The sequence below is a fragment of the Labrys sp. Lb11 genome (genome assembly GCF_057554225.1).
Window position 1 is genome coordinate 241630 of sequence record NZ_BAAJOT010000010.1, and the last position, 18804, is coordinate 260433.

Sequence of the window (18804 nt, forward strand, 5' to 3'; positions counted from 1 at the left end):
AAATATGCTGATACAATTTCAAAAAAATCGAAGCAGGAGACTCATGCGCTATTCTCTCGCCAATCTGCGGGTGTTCACGACGGTGGCGGATCTCGGCAGCATCACCGAGGCGGCGGACAAGCTCGGCCGCACGCCCTCGACCGTGTCCATGGCGCTGAAGACCTTCGAGGAGGAACTCGGCGTGCCTCTTTTCGAGACCGAGCGCAAGAACCGCCTCTCCCTGGCCGGCCAGTTCATCCGCGACCAGGCGAGCGACGTCCTGTCGCATTACGAGCGGGCGGTCGCCTCCATGCAGGCCTTCGTCCGCAACCAGACCGGGCGGGTCGACCTGGCCTGCGTGCCCTCGGTCGCGGTCTCTATCCTGCCCGGGGTGCTGCTCGATTTCCGCCGGAACCATCCGGGCGTCGAGATCGACGTGCACGACGTCGATTCCCAGGCCGTCGTCGAGGCGGTGGAGACCGGCAAGGTCGGGCTCGGCGTCGCCAGCATCCGGCGGGCGCGTCCCGACCTCAGGTTCGAGCCGCTGTTCGAGGACGCGCTCGGCATCGTCTGCCGCGCCGACGACCCGCTGGCCGCGGCCTCCGCCCCGGTCGGCTGGGAGGCGGTGCGCGACCGCATCTTCCTCGGCAACGGCATTGCTGGGCTGATCGCCACACCCGCGTTCGCCCAGTTGATCAGCAAGGCGCCGATCACCGTCTACAACGTGCTGTCCCTGCTCGCCCTGGTGCGTGCCGGCGCCGGCATCACCGTGCTGCCGCGCCTGTCGATCCCGGCGTCCGAAACCGACATCCGTTTCGTGTCGCTCGAGGATCCGGCGGCGCGCCGTTCGGTCGGCCTGATCACCCGCGCGACCGAGCGAAGCTCGCCGGCGACCGAGGCCTTCGCCCGTGCGCTGCGGCGGGCTGTCGGGGCCCGCGCCGACGAGCTCAGCCTCGTGGTCGCCCAGGCGGATACGGCCGGGTAGCGCGCGGGGCGGGACCGTCCCGTCCGCGCCGGCCGTTCGGCGCGGAGGATGGCCCGGACCTTGCGGCGCTGCCTTTCATGAACGGGCCGCGATCCGCCCGAAGGGTCCGTTCCGCGGCAAGGGTCAGGATGCGCCCTGATCGAGGGCGCGCCGCAGCATGGCGGCATCGACATTGCCGCCGGAGCAGATCACCGCGACCGTTCGTCCGGCCAGGGGCACGGCGCCGGTGAGCACCGCCGCCAGCCCGGCCGCGCCGCCCGGCTCCACCACCGTCTTGAAGGCCTCCAGGGCGACCCGCATCGCCGCCAGCACGTCGGCATCTCCCGCCACGACGCCCCTTGCCGACGCCGCGCGCAGCAGCGGCAGGGTCAGCATGCCCGGGCGCTGGGCCATCAGCGCGTCGCAGATCGAGCCCGCCACCAGCCGGTTTTCCGCCGGCACGCCGGTTTCAAGCGAGCGCGCCATGTCGTCGAAATCCTCCGGCTCGGCCGTCAGCAGCCGCGTCCGGGGCGACAGGGCGGAGAGCGCCAGCGCGCAGCCGGCGGCAAGGCCGCCGCCGCTGCAGGGCACGACGAGCGTGTCGAGCCGGGCGCCGAGCCCGTCCGCCTGCTCGGTGATCTCCACCGCGATCGTCCCCTGTCCGGCGATGACCATCGGGTCGTCGAAGGGCTTGATCGTGGCGAGGCCGCGCTCCACCGCGATCCCGGCGCAGATCGCCTCGCGGTCCTCGGTCATGCGGTCATAGGTCACGACCTCCGCGCCGTTGACCCTCGTGCGCTCCAGCTTCGCCGCCGGCGCATCGGCCGGCATCACCACGACGGCGCGCGTGCCGAGCAGCCGGGCGGCCGTGGCGACCGCTATGGCATGGTTGCCGGACGAGAAGGCGATGACGCCCCGGGCGCGCGCCTCCTCCGGCAGCGCCGTCAGGGCGCTCAGCGCGCCGCGGATCTTGAACGACCCGCCCCGCTGCAGCGGCTCCAGCTTGACGAGCAGGCGGCCGCCGAGACGCGCGTTCAGCTCGTCGCTTTCGACCAGCGGCGTGGTCCTGATCCAGCCGGCGATGCGCTGGCGCGCGGCCGTGATGGTCGAAAAGGTCGGCATGTCCGTCTCCCTGTCCGCGCCGCGACTCCGGCGTCCGCCGCCGCGGCGCCCAGCGTGGTGCCTGCAGGGCGATTCAGCAATTGCGGAATGCGGCGCCGCGGCCGTCGCGCCAGCCCGGCGAAGCGGGCCGGGGCGCGCCTGCCGCACGTCGCGGGAAGCACGGAGACGGTTCGCGAGGCGGCGTCGGCGGCATGGCTTCCGCCGCCGGTGCGTCCGGGGCGATCCCGGGCGCAGGGCCGGCTCAGGCGCTCCGGCCCTGCCGGGTCAGGACGCGCAGCAGCGCGGCGCCGAGGGCGGATTTCACCAGGCCTCCCAGCAGGAACGGCGTCACGCCCAGGGCGACCGCCGGCCCGATGCCGGCCGTCACCGCAAGCCAGGCCGCGCCGAGGACGAGGCAAGCCGCATTGCCGAGCAGCATGGCGAGGAAGGCCAGGCCGGTGCGGCGGCCGTTCCAGCCGCGCTCGACGAGCCAGCCCACCAGCGCGGCCACGAGGGGGAAGGCGAGCAGGTATCCCGCGGTGGGGCCGGCGAAGTAGGGCAGGCCGCCGCCGCCGGCGAAGACCGGCAGGCCCGCGGCGCCTTGCAGCAGCCAGGCCACGACGGTCGCCGCCCCGAGCCGCCAGCCGTAGAGCGCGCCCAGCAGGGTGACGGCGAGCGTCTGCAGCGTCATCGGCACCGGCACCATCGGCACGGCGATGTGGGAGGAGACCGCCAGCACCAGCGTCCCGGCGAACACGGCGCCGACGCGGCCGGCGGGGGACAGGCTGCGGATGTCGAAGGCGGCGAAGGCGGGGGCCGAGGCCGGTCTGGTCATGCTCATGGACGTCTCTCCAGCGGGATCCTGCTTGATCGGCGGCGGCGCTTCGGCCCTCCGCTCAGTGTTTCCGGTCCATCCAGGCCTCGAGCCAGGCCGTGCTGACGGCGCCCGAGACGACGTCGGGCGCGCGCACCAATTCCATGTGCAGCGGCACCGTCGTGTGGATGCCCTCGATCGTCAGCCCCTTCAGCGAGGCCTCCAGCCGCCCGAGCGCCTCGGCACGGGTCTCGCCGTGCACGATCAGCTTGCCGACGAGCGAATCGTAGAAGGGCACGATCCGGCAGCCTTCGTAGAGCAGCGTGTCGAAGCGCGCGTCGGGCGGCGGCACAAAGGCCGTCACCGTTCCAGGCGAGGGCATGAACCGCTTCGCCGGGTTCTCGGCGTTGATGCGCACCTCGATCGCGTGGCCCCGGCAGGCCAGATCGTTCTGCGACAGCCAGAGCTTTTCTCCGCCGGCGATGCGCAACTGCGCCTCTACCAGATCGAAGCCGGTGATCGCCTCTGTGACAGGGTGCTCGACCTGGATGCGGGTGTTCATCTCGATGAAGAAGAACTCGCCGGTCGCGTCGTCGTAGAGATATTCGAGCGTGCCCGCGCTGCGGTATCCCACCCGGTTCGCCAGGGCGGTGGCCGAAGCGAGCAGCGCCGCCCGGGTGGCGGGCGACAGCGCGGCCGACGGGCCTTCCTCCCAGACCTTCTGGCGCTTGCGCTGCAAGGAGCACTCGCGCTCGAACAGATGGATGACACTCTCGCCGTCGCCGAAGATCTGCACTTCGATGTGCCGGGCCCGGGCGATGTAGCGCTCCATGTAGAGGCCGTCGTCGCCGAACGCCGCGGCGGCTTCCGCCATGGCCTGCGGGATCAGCTTCTCCAGCTCCCCGGCATCGTGCGCGACGCGGATGCCGCGTCCGCCGCCGCCGGCGCTGGCCTTGATCATGACGGGATAGCCGATGCGGTCGGCGGTCCGGAACGCCTCGTCCAGGCCGTCGATGCGGCCGTCGCTGCCGGGCACGACCGGCACGCCGGCCGCCAGGGCCTCGGCCCGCGCGGTTGCCTTGTCGCCCATGCGCGCGATCGTCTCCGAACGGGGGCCGACGAAGGTGATGCCGGCCGCCTCCACCGCCGCCACGAAGGCGGCATTCTCGGAGAGGAAACCATAGCCCGGATGCACCGCATCCGCGCCGTGCGCCTTGATCGCCTCGATGACCTTCGGCACGGCGAGGTAGGACTCGGTCGCCCTGGGCGGGCCGAGCACCGCGACCTCGTCCGCCATCCGGCAGGCGAGCATGTCGGTGTCGGCCTCGCTCGCCGCCTGGACCGTGGCAATGCCCAGGCTCCGGGCGGCGCGGTTGATGCGGACGGCGATCTCGCCGCGATTGGCGATGAACAGCTTCCGGATGGCCATGGCGCTATTCGATCTCGGCGATCGGCTGGTCGGCGTCGACGACATCGCCGCTTTCCACCAGGAAGCGGAGAAGCGTTCCGGCCGTCTCCGCCTCGACGGGGAAGAACGACTTCATTGCCTCGACGAGCCCGAGCGTCTCGCCGGGGCCGACCGCATCGCCGGCCTCCTTGAACGGGGGCTGGTCGGGGGCGGGCTGCCGGTAGAACACGCCGGGCAGGGGGGCGAGAATTTGGCTGGGCATCGGTCGTACCTCGCTCGATTCAAAGCTTGATCAGGTTGCCCGGCACGCACCGGTTCTTGATGGCGGCCGCGAGGGCCTGGGCCTCGGTCACGCTCACCTGGCGGAACCGCAGCGCCTCCCCGGGCTTGGCCTGCGCCAGCTTGTGGAAGGCGGCCGAGGGCACCGTGTAGGGGTTGATGAAACCACCCATCGACGGGCCGTCATTGACCAGGATGATCGGCGTCTGGCCGGCCAGGTTGATGGCGCCGAGCGGATAGCCGTGGTCGATGATGTTGGAGGGCAGGGAGCCGTGCTCCTTCGGCTTGTTCGTGGCCTTCTCGGCGAAGGTCCATTCCGGCCCCTCCAGGCGGAAGCCCGTGCGGTCGGACTTGGCCGAAAGCGTCCAGTCCGAGGACAGGAAGCGCTCTTGCCCGGCGGCGTCGATCCAGTCGTCGTTGGGGCCGGCGCAGACCTCGACGTCCCAGCGCCGGTCCGTGCGGATCACGGGCCGCAGCGCCTCGGGCACCATCATGCCGGCCGTGCCGCCGGCGTCGAAAACCGGCAGGATCTGCCCGGCCTTGATGCTGTGCCCGTCGATGCCGCCGACGCCGGCCTTGTTGAAGGTGGCGCGCGAGCCGAGCTTCTCCTCGTTGGCGAAGCCGCCGGCGACGGCGACATAGGCCCGGGCGCCGAGCCGGGCCGCCCCGAGGACCAGCACCTGGCCGGCCCGGACGGCGACGGACTGCCACAGCGGCACCGGCTCGCCGTCGAGCGCCGGCTTCATGTCGGCTCCGGCGACGGCGATGACGGTGTCGCCCTGGAATTTCAGCGTCGGGCCGAGGAACTGGCATTCCAGGGCCGCGGCGCCGGCGGCGTTGCCGACCAGGATGTTGGCCATGCGGAACGACCAGCTGTCCATCGGACCCGAGGGCGGGAAGCCCTGGTTCCAGTAACCGATGCGGCCCGGATAGTCCTGAATGGACGTTTCGAGGCCCGGCTTGATCACTTCGATCATCGTCAGGCTCCCTTCGAGACACGGTCCGTCCAGGACTTGTAGTCCCGAACGACGAATTTCTGGTATTCGACCACCGTCACGTCGTATTTGTTCTCGTTCACCCTGGCCTCGACCGCGTCGTATTCCTCGCGGGTCACCGGCACGAAGCGGATACGGTCGCCGGGGCGGAACAGGCAGAGATCGCCGTCGAAGCCCCGGCGCTTGCCGGTATCGTCCCAGATGGGCACCGGCGTGCGGCCGAAGATCTGGTAGCCGCCCGGCGTCGCGACGGGATAGATCGAGTTGGCGGCGCCGCCGAGCCCGATCGCCCCCTGCGGCGTGTTGGTGCGCGGGGGATTGTATTTCGGCGCCGTCAGCCGGGCGCGCGGATCGAGCGGCATCAGGAAGGGCAGGCCCGGCCAGAAGCCCAGCGAGGCGACCCAGTATTCGGACGAGGAGTGCAGGCGGACGAGGTGGTCGACGTCCTCGAGCCCGTTCTCCCGGACCAGCAGTTCCGGGTCGGGGACCTTCTTGGCGATCCTGGCGCAATAGTCCTCGACGCAGGCCGCCGTCCACGGATCGAGGTAGAGGACCGGAAGATAGAAGAGCCGACTCGACAGCTCGATATCCTCCGACTTGCCCAGCGACCCCATCAGCTCGATCAGCACGGCGCAGACGTCGTCGAAGGTCATCGTCTCCGGCTCGTAGTGAACCAGAAGCGAGGCGAAGCACGGCGCCGTTTCGACGATGCCGTCGATCCGGGCCTGCGCCACGGCCGAGGCCAGCCCCTGGGCCAGGAAGTTGAGGTCGAGATTCATCTCGTTGCCGAACTCGACCAGCACGTAGCGGTCTCCGGCCGGCAGGAAGCGGGGCTGCTCGTAGATCGCCATCGCGGGTTCCTCAGCTCAGTTGAAGCGACGGCAGCTCGGTCGCCACCTGGTCCAGTGTCCGGCCGAGCCGCACCGCCAGGTCGTCGACCTGTTCCTCGGTGATGATCAGCGGCGGGCACAGCGCCACGGTGTCGCCGATCGCACGCACGATCAGGCCGTTGTCGTGGCCGGCCGCGAAGGCGGCCAGGCCGAGCTTGCCGAACGGCGCGAAAGACCGTTTCGACGCCTTGTCCGCGACGAGCTCCAGCCCGGCGATGAGGCCGGCGCCGCGGACCTCGCCGACCAGCGGGTGGTCGGCGAACGCCGCGAGCCTGTCCTGGAAGACCTTGCCGACGCGGGCGGCGTTGCCGAACAGGTCGCGCTCCTTGATGATGGCGAGGTTTTCGAGCGCCACGGCGGTCGCGACCGGATGGCCCGAGGCGGTGAAGCCGTGCCCGAAGGTGCCGATCCGGGCGGTGTTGTCGGCGATGGCGTCGTAGATCGCCTCCGAGAAGATCACGGCCGCCAGCGGCATGTAGGAGGAGGTGATCTGCTTGGACGTCACCATGATGTCGGGGGTGAAGCCGTAGTGGACCGCGCCGAAGCTCGAGCCGAGCCGGCCGAAGCCGTTGATGACCTCGTCCGCCACCAGGAGGATATCGTATTTGCGGCAGAGCGCCTCGATGCCTTGCCAGTATCCGGCGGGCGGCGGCATGACCCCGCCCGCCGCCATGAGCGGCTCGCCGATGAAGGCGGCGATCGTCTCGGGCCCTTCCTCCAGGATGACGCTTTCGGCCTCGGCGATCAGCCGGGCCGTGAACTCCGCCTCGCTCTCGCCCTCCGCGCCGAAGCGGTAGAAATGCGGGCATGTCAGGTGGCGGACCGGGATCGCCGGCAGGTCGAAGTCGCGATGATTGTTCGGCAGGCCGGTGAGGGAGCCGGACGCGACGGTGATGCCGTGATAGGCCTTGTTCCGGGCCAGGAACGTCTTCTTCCTCGGCCGGCCCAGCGCGTTGTTCATGTACCACACCATCTTGACGACGGTGTCGTTGGCCTCCGATCCGGAGGAGGTGAAGAAGACGCGCGTGAGGTTCGCCGGCGTCATCTCGACCAGCGTCTCGGCCAGGCGCACCGAGGGCTCGTGCGCCTTGTGGCTGAAGATGTGGTAGTAGGGCAGGCGGCTCATCTGTCGGGCCGCCGCCTCGACCAGGCGCGGCTCCTCGAAGCCGACCGCGACCGACCAGAGCCCGGCAAGGCCTTCGATGTATTCCCTGCCCTGCGAGTCGTAGACATAGATGCCCTTGCCGCGGTCGATGATCAGCGGGCCGCTGGCCTCATGCGCGCGGGCGTCGGTATAGGGATGCAGAACCGAAACGATGTCCGCATTCGCAAGCGAATTGGAACCGGCGATATCCATCACGCGAAGTCTCCAGGTCAGGCGGCAATCATCGGGGAGATCAGAACGTATTTCTGCTCCAGGTATTCCTCGATCCCGTAACGGGATCCCTCGCGGCCCAGGCCGCTTTCCTTGATGCCGCCGAACGGGGCGACCTCGTTGGAAATGATGCCCTCGTTGACGCCGACCATGCCGGTTTCGATCGCGTCCGTGACACGCCAGACCCGGTCGATGTCGCGGGTGAAGATGTAGGAGGCCAGGCCGTAGCTGGTGGCGTTCGCCAGCGCGATCGCCTCCGCCTCGGTCTCGAAGCGGAAGAGCGGGGCGACGGGGCCGAAGGTCTCGTCCTGCGCCAGCTCCATCTCGCCGGTCGCGCCGGCGAGGATGGTGGGCTCGAAGAAGGTCGACCCCAGCGCATGCCGCCTGCCGCCGGTGATGATCGTGGCGCCCTTGCCCACCGCATCGGCGATGTGGCGCTCGACCTTGTCGACGGCGGCCTTGTTGATCAGCGGCCCGATGGTCACGCCCTCGGCGGTGCCCGGCCCGACCTTGAGGCCGCCGACCGCCTCGACCAGCGCCTGGCTGAACCGGTCGTAGATGCCGCTCTGCACATAGATGCGGTTGGCGCAGACGCAGGTCTGGCCGGCATTGCGGAACTTGGAGTTCATGCAGGCCGTGACGGCGGTCGGGATGTCGGCGTCGTCGAAGACGATGAGCGGAGCGTTGCCGCCGAGCTCCATGGAGGTGCGCTTGACCGTGGCCGCCGCCTGCTGGAGCAACAGCTTGCCGACGCGGGTCGAGCCGGTGAAGGAAAGCTTGCGGACGATCTCGCTCGACGTCAGCGCCTGCCCGATCGGCGCGGGATCGCCGGTCACGACGTTGACGACGCCCCTGGGGATGCCGGCCTTCTCGGCAAGGGCGGCCAGCGCCAGCCCGCTGAAGGGAGTCAGCTCCGACGGCTTGACGACGACCGTGCAGCCGGCGGCCAGCGCCGGCGCGACCTTGCGGGTGAACAGCGCCGACGGGAAGTTCCAGGGAATGATCGCCGCGACGACGCCCACGGGCTGCTTCTGCACGATGATGCGGCTGCCGGCCTTCGGCGCCGGGATGGTGTCGCCGTAGACGCGCTTGGCTTCCTCGCCGAACCATTCGATGAAGCTGGCACCGTAGCCGATCTCGCCCCGCGCCTCGCCGAGCGGCTTGCCCTGCTCGGCGGTCAGGAGCTGGGCCAGGCCCTCCAGGTTCTCCATGACGAGAGCGTGCCAGCGCTTGAGATGCAGGGACCGGTCGCGGGCCGACAGGGCCCGCCACGCCGGCAGGGCGCGCTCGGCTGCCGCGATCGCGGCCCTGGTGTCGTCGCCGTCCATGTCGGGGATGTGCCCGACGATGCTGCCGTCCACCGGGTTGACGACGTCGAGGCGGCGGCCCGAGCGGGCCTGCGTCCATGAACCGTCGACGAAGGCGTCCTGGAAGAGAAGGGCTGCTGCGGCGGCAGGAAGAGCTGCCATGGTCATTGCTCCAAAACTTGCGAGGGAGGGGCCGGGGCGCTCAGCGGCGCGCGGACCGGGTGCGGAGGCGGTCGAAGACCACGGCGCCGACGAGGACGATGCCGAGCACGATCATCTGGTAGTTCGACCCGACCCGCAGCAGGTCCATGCCGTTGGCCAGCACGGTGATGAAGATCACGCCCATGAAGACGCCGAACACGGTGCCCTCGCCGCCGCGCAGGGAGCAGCCGCCGATCACCGCCGCGGCGATCGAGTTCAGCGGGAACTCGCCGCCGAGGAGCGGCTCGCCGGACGAGACGCGGGCCGTCAGCAGCCAGCCGGAAAAGGCCGTGATCGTCGAGCACAGCACGTAGGAGGCGATCAGGTACCAGTTGATCCGGACGCCGGCGACGATGGCCGACTTGACGTTCGAGCCGATGGCGTAGACGTAGCGGCCGAAGCGCATGTGGTGGATGAGGACGTAGACGGCGACGAGCGCCGGCAGCGCCAGCCAGGCCGAGGCCGGAACGCCCAGCCACCGGCCCGAGCCGATGCCGTAGACGAAATCGCGCGGCAGGCCGCTGACCTGCAGGCCCTGGGAGATGACCAGGGTCAGGCCCTTGAAGATCGAGGCGCTGGCCAGCGTCACGACGAAGGCGTTCACCTTCAGGAGGCCGACCCCGAGGCCGTTGACGAGGCCCGCGAACACGCCGACGCCCAGCATGGCGGCGAAGCCCGCCGCGATCGGCAGGATCTGGCTGTCGGGATAGGCGATCGAGACGGCCACCATCACCTGGGCCGAGATCACCGAGGTCAGCGCCACCACCGCGCCGACGGACAGGTCGAAGCCGCCCGACAGGAGGACGACCATCTGGCCGAAGGCGATCAGCATCAGGAACACGCCCTGCTGCACCATGTTGATGGCGTTGGCGCTGCTGAGGAAGCGGGGATTGCCGAGCTGGAAGACGATGACGCACAGGACGAGGGCGACCGGAAGGGCGCCGAATCGCAGCAGGCTGCCGGCCAGGTTGCCGGTGATCGACGGCGCGTTGCCGGCTTCGGAGCGGGACGTCGTCATGCGTGGGGTCCTTGCGGTTGGGAGCCGAATGCGTGAGCCACGACCGCGTCCTCGGTGATGGCGGAACCCTGGAGCTCCGCGACGCAGATGCCCTCGTGCATGACGTAGACACGGTGGGAGAGGTGGATCAGCTCCTGCAGATCGGAGGTGATGAGCAGCACGGCGGCGCCATCGGCGACGAGGCCGCGCAGCTGATCGTAGAAATCGCGGCGTGCGCCGACGTCGATGCCGGCCGTCGGCTCCTCGAACACGTAGACCTTGCGCGGCAGCGAGAGCGCGCGGCCGAGCACGACCTTCTGCTGGTTGCCGCCGGACAGGTCCTGCGGCGCCTTGGCGGGATCGGGGGGCTGGATGTTGAGCCGGCTGACGAGGTTGCCCACCAGCTTCGCCAGCCTGGCGCGGGCCAGGAAGCCCGCCCGATGTCCGTCCTTGCCGAGGACCTCGATGGTGATGTTGTCGGCGATCGGGCGGTTGAGGGCCAGCGCTTCGCCGCGCCGGTCCTGGGGCAGGTAGATGAAGCCCCGGTCGAGCATGGCGGCCGGGGTCGGGCCGGTGACCGGCTCGCCGTCCAGCCTGATCTCCCCCGCATGGAACGGCATCAGGCCGAAGGCGGCGCGGGCGATCTCCGCCTTGCCGCAGCCGACCAGGCCGCCGACGCCGACGATCTCGCCGTAGCGGACGGTGATGGACGCGTCCCGGAGCTTGGTGCCGGCGGCAAGGGCCCTGGTGACGAAGGCCTCGGCCCCCGGCTTTGCGGGAATGTCGGGATAGAAATGGTCCATGTCGCGGCCCACCATCTCCGCGATCATCCGGCTGTTGGTGACCTCGCTCAGGCGGTGGAAGCCTGTCTGCCTGCCGTCGCGCAGGATCGTCACCACGTCGCCGAGGCGCCGGATCTCCTCCATGCGATGGCTGATGTAGAGGATGGCCCAGCCCTCCGCCTTCAGCTTGAGGACGGCCGAGAACAGGTGTTCCGATTCCTCGTGGCTCAGGGTCGCCGTCGGCTCGTCGAGGATCAGCGCCCCGGGCTTGCCGCCCAGCGCCCGCACGATCTCGAGCAGCTGCTGCTCGGCGCGGCTGAGGCGGTCGACGCGCGTGTCCGGGTCGAGCGAGATGCCGAGGGAAGCCATGGCCCTCGTCACCTCGGCGCGCATGCCCGCCTTGTCGAGCAGGCCGTTCCTGGTCTTCTCGCGGCCGAGCGCATAGTTCTCGGCCACGGTCAGGGTCGGCGCCAGGGCGAAATCCTGCAGCACGACATTGACGCCGGCGTCCCTGGCCTCGGCCGGGGAGAGGCTGCGCATCGGCGTGCCGAGCAGGGTGAGCTCGCCCTCGTCGAGCTGGTTGGCGCCGGTCAGGAGACTGACCAGCGTCGATTTTCCCGCGCCGTTCTCGCCGAGCAGCATGTGAATCTCGCCCCGTACGAGGGCGATGCTCACATCCTTGAGCGCGGCGAAGGAGCCGTAGAATTTGGAGGCGTGCGAAAGCGAGGCAAAGACCTCGCTCTCGCTGCGCTGGGCCGTCGGCGACGTCATTTCTTGACGGCTTCGAGGTTGAACTCGACGGCGTAGCCCTTGGGCGCGAACATGTCCGTCATGTTGAAGCTCTTGACCGTCTCGGCCGTCACCATCTGGGGCTTCGGGCCGGCGCGCTTGGCCGGGAGAGTCTGGCCTTCCAGGAGGCGCACCACCATGTCCGCGGCGAGGCGGCCCTGGAGGGTGGTGAAATCGGTCGGGGAGGCCTTGGCCGCGCCGGCGGCGATATCGTCATAGACCGGGGGAATGATGTCGAACGCGGCGACGTTGACGGTGTCGGTCATGCCGGCGTTGCGGACGGCGACGGCGGCGGCCTGCGCGGCGATGTCGACGCCGACGAGCCAGTTGAGATCCTGGTAGGTCTGCAGCGCGTTGCTGATCAGGTCGAGCTGGACATTGAGGCCGGTGTCGCCACGCCGGGTGATCGCGATCTCGATCTTGGAGTCCTTGATCGCGTCGTTGAAGCCGCGGACGGCGTCGTCCGACCAGCCCGCGCCCTGCGGGCCGGGGAAGAACCCGACCTTGAGGGGCCCGCCCTTGGCCTGTTCCACCAGATATTTTCCGGTGGTGTAGGCCAGATCGTAGAAGCTGACCAGGGCGTGGCCGGCGACGTCCGGGCCGTTCACGCCGTTGACGAAGTCGATGACCGGAATGCCGGCATCCTTCGCCTTCTTGACGAGGGGCCCGACGCCGTCGGCGCTGATGGCGCCGAGGATGATGCCGTCGAACTTCTGCGCGATGCAGTTGTCCATCTGGCTGAGCTGGGTGGACAGGTTGGTGTATCCGCCCGCCTCGTAGAGCGTCATGCCCAGGCCGAGACGCTTGAGCTCGTCGACGACGCCGTAATTGGCGGCGACCCAGTAGCTGTCCTTCAGGTGCGGAAAGAGGACGCAGATGTTCCAGGGCTTCTTGACCTCGTCGGCCCGGAGCAGCTTCCAGTCAAAGTCCTTCTTGCCGCCGTCGACGACGAGCTCGACCGGGAAATGCTCGATCGGGCCTTCGGCCCTGGCCGGCAGCGCGGCCGCGCAGGAGAGGGCGGCGACCGCCGCCAGCAGGTGAATCCGTTTCATTGTCAGTCCCCTTATTGGTTGGCATAGGTTCCAGCTCGCGGCCCGGCAGGCCGCGCGGAATTGGCGGGCGGAGTCCGTTGTCTCGGGCTTCCGGTTCGAAGGAGGCGCGCCTCGCGGCCGATGCGGCGCCCTAAGCGGCCGGGGCGTCGAGCACCTGGCGCATGGCGGCCGCGACCTCGACCGCGTTCGGCGGGTCGGAATGGATGCAGATCGTTCCGAATGCGATGTCGAGGACCGTGCCGTCGACGGCCTCGACCTTGCCGGTGTCCAGGGCTCGCCGCAGCCGTGCAGCCGCCCTCGGGACATCGACGGCCGACTGCGTCCTCGGGATGATCAGCTCGCCCTTGGGGCCGTAGCCCAGATCGGCGAAGAACTCGCCGACGAAGGCGACGCCCGCCTCGGCGGCCGCGCGCTCATGCTCCGTCCCGCACATGCCGAAGAGAGGGACGCCGAACACCTTGACGGCCTCGGCGATCGCGGCGGCCGTGGCGATGTCCCGCGCCGCCATGCCGTAGATGATGCCGTGCGGCTTCACATGGGCGAGCTCGACGGAATGAGCCTTCAGGAAGCCGGCGAGAGCGCCGATCTGGTAGATGAAGGCCGCCTTCAGCTCTTCGGGGGTGAGGCGCATCTCGCGCCGGCCGAAGCCTTCCCTGTCGGGCAGGGACGGGTGGGCGCCGATCGCCTTTCCCCGGGCGACGGCCAGCTCCACCGTGCGGCCCATGGTCTGCGGGTCCGAGGCGTGAAAGCCGCATGCGATGTTGGCGCAGTCGACATGCGGCATGATCCCGGCGTCATTGCCGAAACGCCACAACCCGTAGCTTTCCCCCATGTCGCAGTTGAGCGTGACTCTCATGGCTCTGGAGGTCCCGTCTTTTGTTATAACACTCGACAAAACGGAGCATGCGATGGCGCTTTCCGAATGTCAACGTGCTTGTCTGGTGTTATGAAGGATTTCGCGAATGCAAGGATGGATGCCGGTGAACGAGCACGTCAGCCACGAAGTCGAGGGCCGGCAAACCGACGGGCCGGACCTGAAGCCGGTGCTGCGGGAAATGCTGCATGAGCAGATCTACGCCATGCTCAGGCGCAACCTGATGATGGGCCGCTTCGGCCCCGGCCAGAAGCTGCCGCTCCGCAAGCTGGCGGCGTCGCTGGGAACCAGCCTCATGCCGGTGCGGGATGCGCTCCAGAGGCTGGAGAGCGTGGGCTGCGTCGTCTCGACCGCCAACCGCACGATGATGGTCCCGAACTACTCGGCCGACGAGCTGACCGACATCCGGATGCTGCGGGCGCTGCTGGAGGGAGCGGCCGCGGAGGCCGCCGCGCGCCGGCGGACGCCGGAACATCTCGCAGCGCTGGACCGATATTGCGACGATATCCAGCTTTCGGCGGACACCTGCAACATCGACCTGTTCCTCGAAGCGAACTACCACTTCCACATGACGATCGCCGATGCCAGCGGCATCTCGTTCATCACGGACCTGCTCGAGCCCTTGTGGATGCGCATCGGCCCGTTCGTCCGGCAGGCCAAGCCCGGCCAGATGCACATCCAGAGAGCGGTCGATTCCCATCTGCGCGCGCGCGACGCCATCGCGGCGGGCGATGCCGACGCCGCCAGGCGGGCGGTCCAGGACGACATCATCGAGTGCTATCGGACCTGAGGCTCGCCGCCGCAGGCGAACCGGGGTGCAGCGCCGGGTGGGCGGCCGGGGCCGTTCCCGCCCGCCTGTTCGGCCTGCCCACCCCGGTCATCCAGGAGCCCCTGGCGCGGGAACTGCCGGCGGGAAAGCTGGTGCAGGCGCTGCTCGACGAGATGGCGGCCTGAGCGCCTCGCGGGAAGGGACCGTGCCGGTCGACGGCCGGTCGGCTCCGGTGCGTCGGCAAGGGACGTCTGTTCAGCTGGCTTCGGCGCGGGCGACCTCCCGGACCCTTTCCCAGACGCGGGCGGGCTTGGGAACCTCGAGGTTGAAAACCGTATCGAACGTGTCCGCGAGCTGGTCCGCGCTCGTGATGTACCGTTCGCCGACGCTGTCCGCCGTCACGCTGCGCAGGCAATCGTTCTTCAGGGCGACATAGCCATCCGCGGTATGCCGCAGGATCGCCAGAGCGTTTGTGAACGGCGAGCCGGGATCCTGCGTCAGCCAGCCGAGGGTCGCGGCTATGGCGGCCTCGTCGCTGTGATCGGGCCGGAAATCGAAGCTGTGTGCGAGGCCATTCGCATGGTTGTTGAAGCGCAGCCAGCCGTCGGCCGTCGGCAAGATCGAAAAATCGAAGCCGCGCTGGCTGATCGGCCCGACGGCGAGCGGCACCGGCTCGACGATGGCGTCCGCAAGGCCGACCTCGGCAAGGTACGGTCGGTCGAGATCGACACGCAGAGTGAGATGGTTGCCGATGGCGATATCGCCCATCATTTCACGATTGACGCCGCCGCACAGGCGGGTCACGCGGAAACCAAGCGCGGCGAGCGCCGCGCCGAACAGACCGTTCATCTCGTAGCACCAGCCGCCGCGCTTGCCCTCCACCATCTTGGCGAAGGCGGCGGCCGGGGCGATCGCGGACGGCCATCCCATGAAAGCGTCCAGCGCCTCCCAGGTGAAGGCCATGAGATGGGCGCGGTGAAGTCTCGACAGGCCGTCGACATCGAGAGAAACCGGCCGGCCCACCCCGATCCTTGCGAGATAGGCGTCCAGTTGGCCGGGCGTCAGGGTCATTCCATTTTCGCTTGAAGAGACGTGTGTCATCCTTCGGTTTCCTTTCGATGGACCGTTTTCGAGGTTTCCGGCGCCGTGTTCCAGGCGGCCCGCTGCCGGATCGGGCGGCCCGAGCGCCGACGCGCTCAAATCTCTGCCTGGCGGCGGGGCCTGCGCGGGGCGGATCGGCATAAGGCTCCTCCGTTCGCCGATGCGCAGGCAACGGCGTTTGGCAGGGAGTGGGGGAGGTGACGTGGTGCCGGTCGGTGTTCCCACCGCGATCAGCGGGGGCCGATCACGCGGCGGACAGGGCTCTTCGGGAAGACCTCAATGCGAAATCCTCGATTTCTGTCACGAGCCGCGCAGGCCCCGGGCCTTCCTCGGCGATCGCACGCCCAAGTGCCGACGCCCGTTCGGCAAAGCTCGGTTCGGAAAGGACGCGCCGCACGGCCTCGCCGAGTATTTGCGGAGGGACTGAAGGATCGAGGCGCAGGCCCGCACCGTGATAGTCCACCCGCGCGGCATTGTCGTTCTGATCACGCCCCATCGGGAGAACGACGAGGGGGACGCCGTGCTGCAGCGATCGCATGATCGTGCCGTGCCCGCCATGGGTGACGACGGCGCGGGCTTTGGTCAGGATGTCGTCATGCGCAGCATTGGGAAGAATCGTGACATTCGCCGGCGATTGAAGACGAAGTCCCTCGAGTGCCTTGCCGAGGGTGACAACCACCTCGACCGGCTCCCCGGCCAAACCGGATATCACCCGCTGGAGCACATCGGCCTGCCCCTGATTGGTGGTGCTGAACGATACGAGCACGAGTGGCCGCATCTCGCGCGCCGGCCGGCTCGTCCAGCGTTCGTCGGCCCAACTCGGCATCTCCAGAAGCGGCCCCACATAGCGTACATGGTCCGGCAGGCGCTCGGTCGGAAAATCGAAGCTGGCGCTGGTGGCAAGGAGATGGCGGCCGGCGCTCAGGCGCTGTTCGTGGACATGGGCCAGCGGCGCGACGCCGAAATGAGCACGGGCGGCGTTGAGGCAAGGCAGGAAGCCGTCCCATACTTGCTCGACCATTGCCGCAACCTCGGTGTCGCGCGCTCTGTCCGCCGCCGACCGGGCAGGCTGAAAGCCCGGGCCGAACGGCGGATGTCCGGGAAGGGGCCAGAGCGAGATGTTGGCTGCGAGCAGGGCCGTCGGAACCTTCGCAATTTCGCCGGCGAGCATGCTGCCGAACAGCAGATCCGAGCCGAGAAGGAGATCGGACGGCTCCGTTGCCAGGGCTTCGAGAATATCCTCGGCATAGGATTGCGCTGGCCCGACGAAGATCCGTTCGCACCCTCTTTGGAAGCCGGCGAGGGGATCGGCGGTTTCCCAATCCCGCAGGAAGCAGCTTTCGGATGAGCGATCCGGACGGTTCGGGGCGCGCTTCCATGGCAGGAACCGGGCCCCCGCCTCGATCGCCTCCGCTCTCATCGTGTCGTCGGCGACAAGGCGCACGTCGTGGCCTCGGCCGGCGAGGGCGCGCACGGCCGCGAGCGTCGGCGGCACGTTGCCGCCGCCTTCCCAGCCGACCGCCAGGATGCGCAGATGCGGCCCCGCATCCGTCGTCTTGATCATTGCCTTGGTCCTTTCTCGATGGAGGCCGGATCAGTTCGTCTCGTCCTCGCGCAGCAGGCGCTCGATCGCCTGCGTCATGAGCCGGTGCGTCTCCGCCGCCGAATGTCCCTGCGCCCGACGCAGCAGATGCCAGATCCAAACATCGGTCTGGGCCAGCAACTGCGCGAGCCGGTCCCCGCGGGCCCGGCCGTCGAGCTTGCCGAGCCAGGCCCTGAACATGTCCTCGATCCACTCGCGATGACCTTTGCGCCCGCGATCGAGGACGGCGGCGAACTCGGGAATGCGCGCTTCCTGCCCGAGCGTCCGCACGAGGATGTCGCCGGTGCGTTCATAGTCGTCCATCAGGAGCGCGACGATGTCGGCCACGCTTTCCGCGGGGGTGCTCCAGCGCTGGGCCCGGATCGAGACATCCATCTGGGCCGCCATGGCGCTGAGCACGCCGGTCTTGCTGCCGAAACGCCGTATCACGGTTTGGCGGGTGGTGCCGGCGGCTGCGGCGATGTCGTCGAGAGTGATCTCGTCGAACCAGCGCTCCGCGAGGAGCGCGATCAGGGCGTCGACGATCTGCCGCTCGGTATCCTGAACCGCGTTGGCGCGCGCCGACTGGCGATAGGCTCGCGGAGACATGGCGTCGCTCTCCAATTTTGTGTTACATGATGTAACTCGAAATCGGAGAGATGTCAACGCGGGTTGGCGATGCACGGAGTTGCCATGTATGGCTGTGTCCGTCGTGATCAGGGAATGGCAAGTGAACCGCGCCGGGATTGCCGGAGGCTCCAACTCTTGAGAAGTGGGAGCCATCATGAGCATACGACAAATCGATTTCCACCCGAGGTCCGAGCCCGCGCGGTTCGGATGGTTTTGGATCACGCGAGGGAGCATCCGTCGCGCTGGGCGGCGGTTTCGGCGATCGCGGCCAAGATCGGCTGCACGGCGCGGACACTCAACGAACGGGTGAGGAAGGCCGAGGTGGACAGCGGCGGCCTTGCCACCGAGGCCGCCGAGCGGCTCAAGGCGCCGGAGCGCGAGACCCGCGCACTGCGGCAGGCCAATGAGATCCCGCGCAGGGCGTCGGCCTATTTTGCGATGGCGGAGCTCGACCGCCCGTTCAAGCGATGATCGCCTTCATCGACGATCACCGCGGGAAATACGGGGGCGAGCCGATCTGCCGGGTGCTGCCGATCGCCCCCGTCCACCTATCATGACCATGTCGCCAAGCGTGCCGATCCCTCCCGGCTGTCGCCGCGGGCGAAGCGGGACGCGGCCTTGAAGGGAGAGCTGCGGCGGGTGTTCGCGGCGAACTTCCGGGTCTGCGGGGGGCGCAAGGTGTGGCGGCAGCTCAGGCGGGAAGGCTTCAACGTCGCTCGCTGCACCGTCTCCCGGCTGAGGCCATCCATCGGCGTGGACCCTGGCGCTCCTTCGAGGCGGTCGAGTTCGCGGTGCTGGAATGGGTCGGCTGGTCCAACAAGCGCCGGCTCCCGGAGCCCATCGGCAACATCCCGCCGGCCGAAGCCGAGGCGCGTTACCACGCCATGCTGGAACAGCCCGCCATGGCCGCGCGAC

General features: G+C 68.9%; 18 protein-coding genes, 1 pseudogene and 1 other annotated feature. Of the genes and pseudogenes, 4 read left to right on the top strand and 15 right to left on the bottom strand.

The window, feature by feature from the left end; genetic code table 11:
- Positions 1-43: 43 nt before the first annotated feature.
- On the top strand, positions 44-964 hold the full coding sequence (locus AC27L4_RS31465; RefSeq protein ID WP_487146630.1) for a LysR family transcriptional regulator: 921 nt from the start codon (positions 44-46) through the stop codon (positions 962-964).
- 123 nt (positions 965-1087) lie between these two features.
- Here the strand turns inward: AC27L4_RS31465 and AC27L4_RS31470 are convergent, their stop codons facing one another.
- The 12 genes from AC27L4_RS31470 to pxpA all read right to left on the bottom strand — a co-directional run bounded on the left by AC27L4_RS31470 (position 1088) and on the right by pxpA (position 13789).
- The gene (locus AC27L4_RS31470; RefSeq protein ID WP_487146631.1) at positions 1088-2065 is read right to left on the bottom strand and encodes a threonine ammonia-lyase; all 978 of its coding nucleotides are present in this window, start codon (positions 2063-2065) and stop codon (positions 1088-1090) included.
- A 241-nt stretch (positions 2066-2306) separates the two neighbouring features.
- Positions 2307-2885, bottom strand: coding sequence for a biotin transporter BioY (locus AC27L4_RS31475; protein ID WP_487146633.1), 579 nt, complete (start codon positions 2883-2885; stop codon positions 2307-2309).
- 55 nt (positions 2886-2940) lie between these two features.
- Entirely contained in the window at positions 2941-4287 is a 1347-nt protein-coding gene (locus AC27L4_RS31480) for an acetyl-CoA carboxylase biotin carboxylase subunit (RefSeq protein WP_487146634.1), read from the bottom strand.
- A 4-nt stretch (positions 4288-4291) separates the two neighbouring features.
- Entirely contained in the window at positions 4292-4528 is a 237-nt protein-coding gene (locus tag AC27L4_RS31485; protein WP_487146635.1) for an acetyl-CoA carboxylase, read from the bottom strand.
- A 19-nt stretch (positions 4529-4547) separates the two neighbouring features.
- Complete coding sequence (locus AC27L4_RS31490; RefSeq protein ID WP_487146636.1) at positions 4548-5522, bottom strand: 5-oxoprolinase subunit C family protein; 975 nt, start codon at positions 5520-5522, stop codon at positions 4548-4550.
- 2 nt (positions 5523-5524) lie between these two features.
- Positions 5525-6391 carry a 5-oxoprolinase subunit B family protein gene (locus AC27L4_RS31495; protein WP_487146637.1) on the bottom strand — a complete coding sequence of 289 codons (867 nt, stop codon included), beginning with the start codon at positions 6389-6391 and terminating at the stop codon, positions 5525-5527.
- Between the two features lie 10 nt (positions 6392-6401).
- Positions 6402-7787 carry an aspartate aminotransferase family protein gene (locus AC27L4_RS31500; RefSeq protein WP_487146638.1) on the bottom strand — a complete coding sequence of 462 codons (1386 nt, stop codon included), beginning with the start codon at positions 7785-7787 and terminating at the stop codon, positions 6402-6404.
- A gap of 17 nt (positions 7788-7804) precedes the next feature.
- Positions 7805-9274, bottom strand: coding sequence for an NAD-dependent succinate-semialdehyde dehydrogenase (locus tag AC27L4_RS31505; protein ID WP_487146639.1), 1470 nt, complete (start codon positions 9272-9274; stop codon positions 7805-7807).
- A gap of 40 nt (positions 9275-9314) precedes the next feature.
- Positions 9315-10331, bottom strand: coding sequence for an ABC transporter permease (locus AC27L4_RS31510; protein WP_487146640.1), 1017 nt, complete (start codon positions 10329-10331; stop codon positions 9315-9317).
- A complete protein-coding gene (locus tag AC27L4_RS31515; protein ID WP_487146641.1) occupies positions 10328-11863 on the bottom strand; it encodes a sugar ABC transporter ATP-binding protein in 1536 nt (511 codons plus the stop codon). Before AC27L4_RS31515 ends, AC27L4_RS31510 begins: the two co-directional genes overlap by 4 nt.
- Positions 11860-12933 carry a TMAO reductase system periplasmic protein TorT gene (gene torT, locus AC27L4_RS31520; RefSeq protein ID WP_487146642.1) on the bottom strand — a complete coding sequence of 358 codons (1074 nt, stop codon included), beginning with the start codon at positions 12931-12933 and terminating at the stop codon, positions 11860-11862. The genes AC27L4_RS31515 and torT overlap by 4 nt, the downstream gene beginning before the upstream one ends.
- A 130-nt stretch (positions 12934-13063) precedes the next feature.
- Entirely contained in the window at positions 13064-13789 is a 726-nt protein-coding gene (pxpA, locus tag AC27L4_RS31525; protein WP_487146643.1) for a 5-oxoprolinase subunit PxpA, read from the bottom strand.
- A 106-nt stretch (positions 13790-13895) separates the two neighbouring features.
- Between pxpA and AC27L4_RS31530 the strand changes: the two genes are divergently transcribed.
- Together AC27L4_RS31530 and AC27L4_RS31535 are read left to right on the top strand one after the other, a co-directional pair.
- The gene (locus AC27L4_RS31530) at positions 13896-14597 is read left to right on the top strand and encodes a GntR family transcriptional regulator (protein WP_487146644.1); all 702 of its coding nucleotides are present in this window, start codon (positions 13896-13898) and stop codon (positions 14595-14597) included.
- Positions 14582-14761, top strand: coding sequence for a hypothetical protein (locus tag AC27L4_RS31535; RefSeq protein WP_487146645.1), 180 nt, complete (start codon positions 14582-14584; stop codon positions 14759-14761). The genes AC27L4_RS31530 and AC27L4_RS31535 overlap by 16 nt, the downstream gene beginning before the upstream one ends.
- Positions 14762-14831: 70 nt before the next feature.
- Here AC27L4_RS31535 and AC27L4_RS31540 read toward each other — a convergent pair whose 3' ends face one another.
- The 3 genes from AC27L4_RS31540 to AC27L4_RS31550 all read right to left on the bottom strand — a co-directional run bounded on the left by AC27L4_RS31540 (position 14832) and on the right by AC27L4_RS31550 (position 17868).
- Positions 14832-15677, bottom strand: coding sequence for an arylamine N-acetyltransferase family protein (locus AC27L4_RS31540; protein ID WP_487146665.1), 846 nt, complete (start codon positions 15675-15677; stop codon positions 14832-14834).
- Positions 15678-15921: 244 nt separating this feature from the next.
- Positions 15922-17241, bottom strand: a complete 1320-nt coding sequence (locus tag AC27L4_RS31545) for a nucleotide disphospho-sugar-binding domain-containing protein (RefSeq protein ID WP_487146646.1) — start codon at positions 17239-17241, stop codon at positions 15922-15924.
- A gap of 30 nt (positions 17242-17271) precedes the next feature.
- A complete protein-coding gene (locus tag AC27L4_RS31550) occupies positions 17272-17868 on the bottom strand; it encodes a TetR/AcrR family transcriptional regulator (RefSeq protein ID WP_487146647.1) in 597 nt (198 codons plus the stop codon).
- A gap of 228 nt (positions 17869-18096) precedes the next feature.
- Between AC27L4_RS31550 and AC27L4_RS31555 the strand changes: the two are divergent.
- A pseudogene (locus AC27L4_RS31555) lies at positions 18097-18800 on the top strand (IS3 family transposase); the annotation flags it as partial.
- Positions 18315-18431, top strand: a sequence feature (AL1L pseudoknot). (Overlaps the previous pseudogene by 117 nt.)
- Positions 18801-18804: the final 4 nt, after the last annotated feature.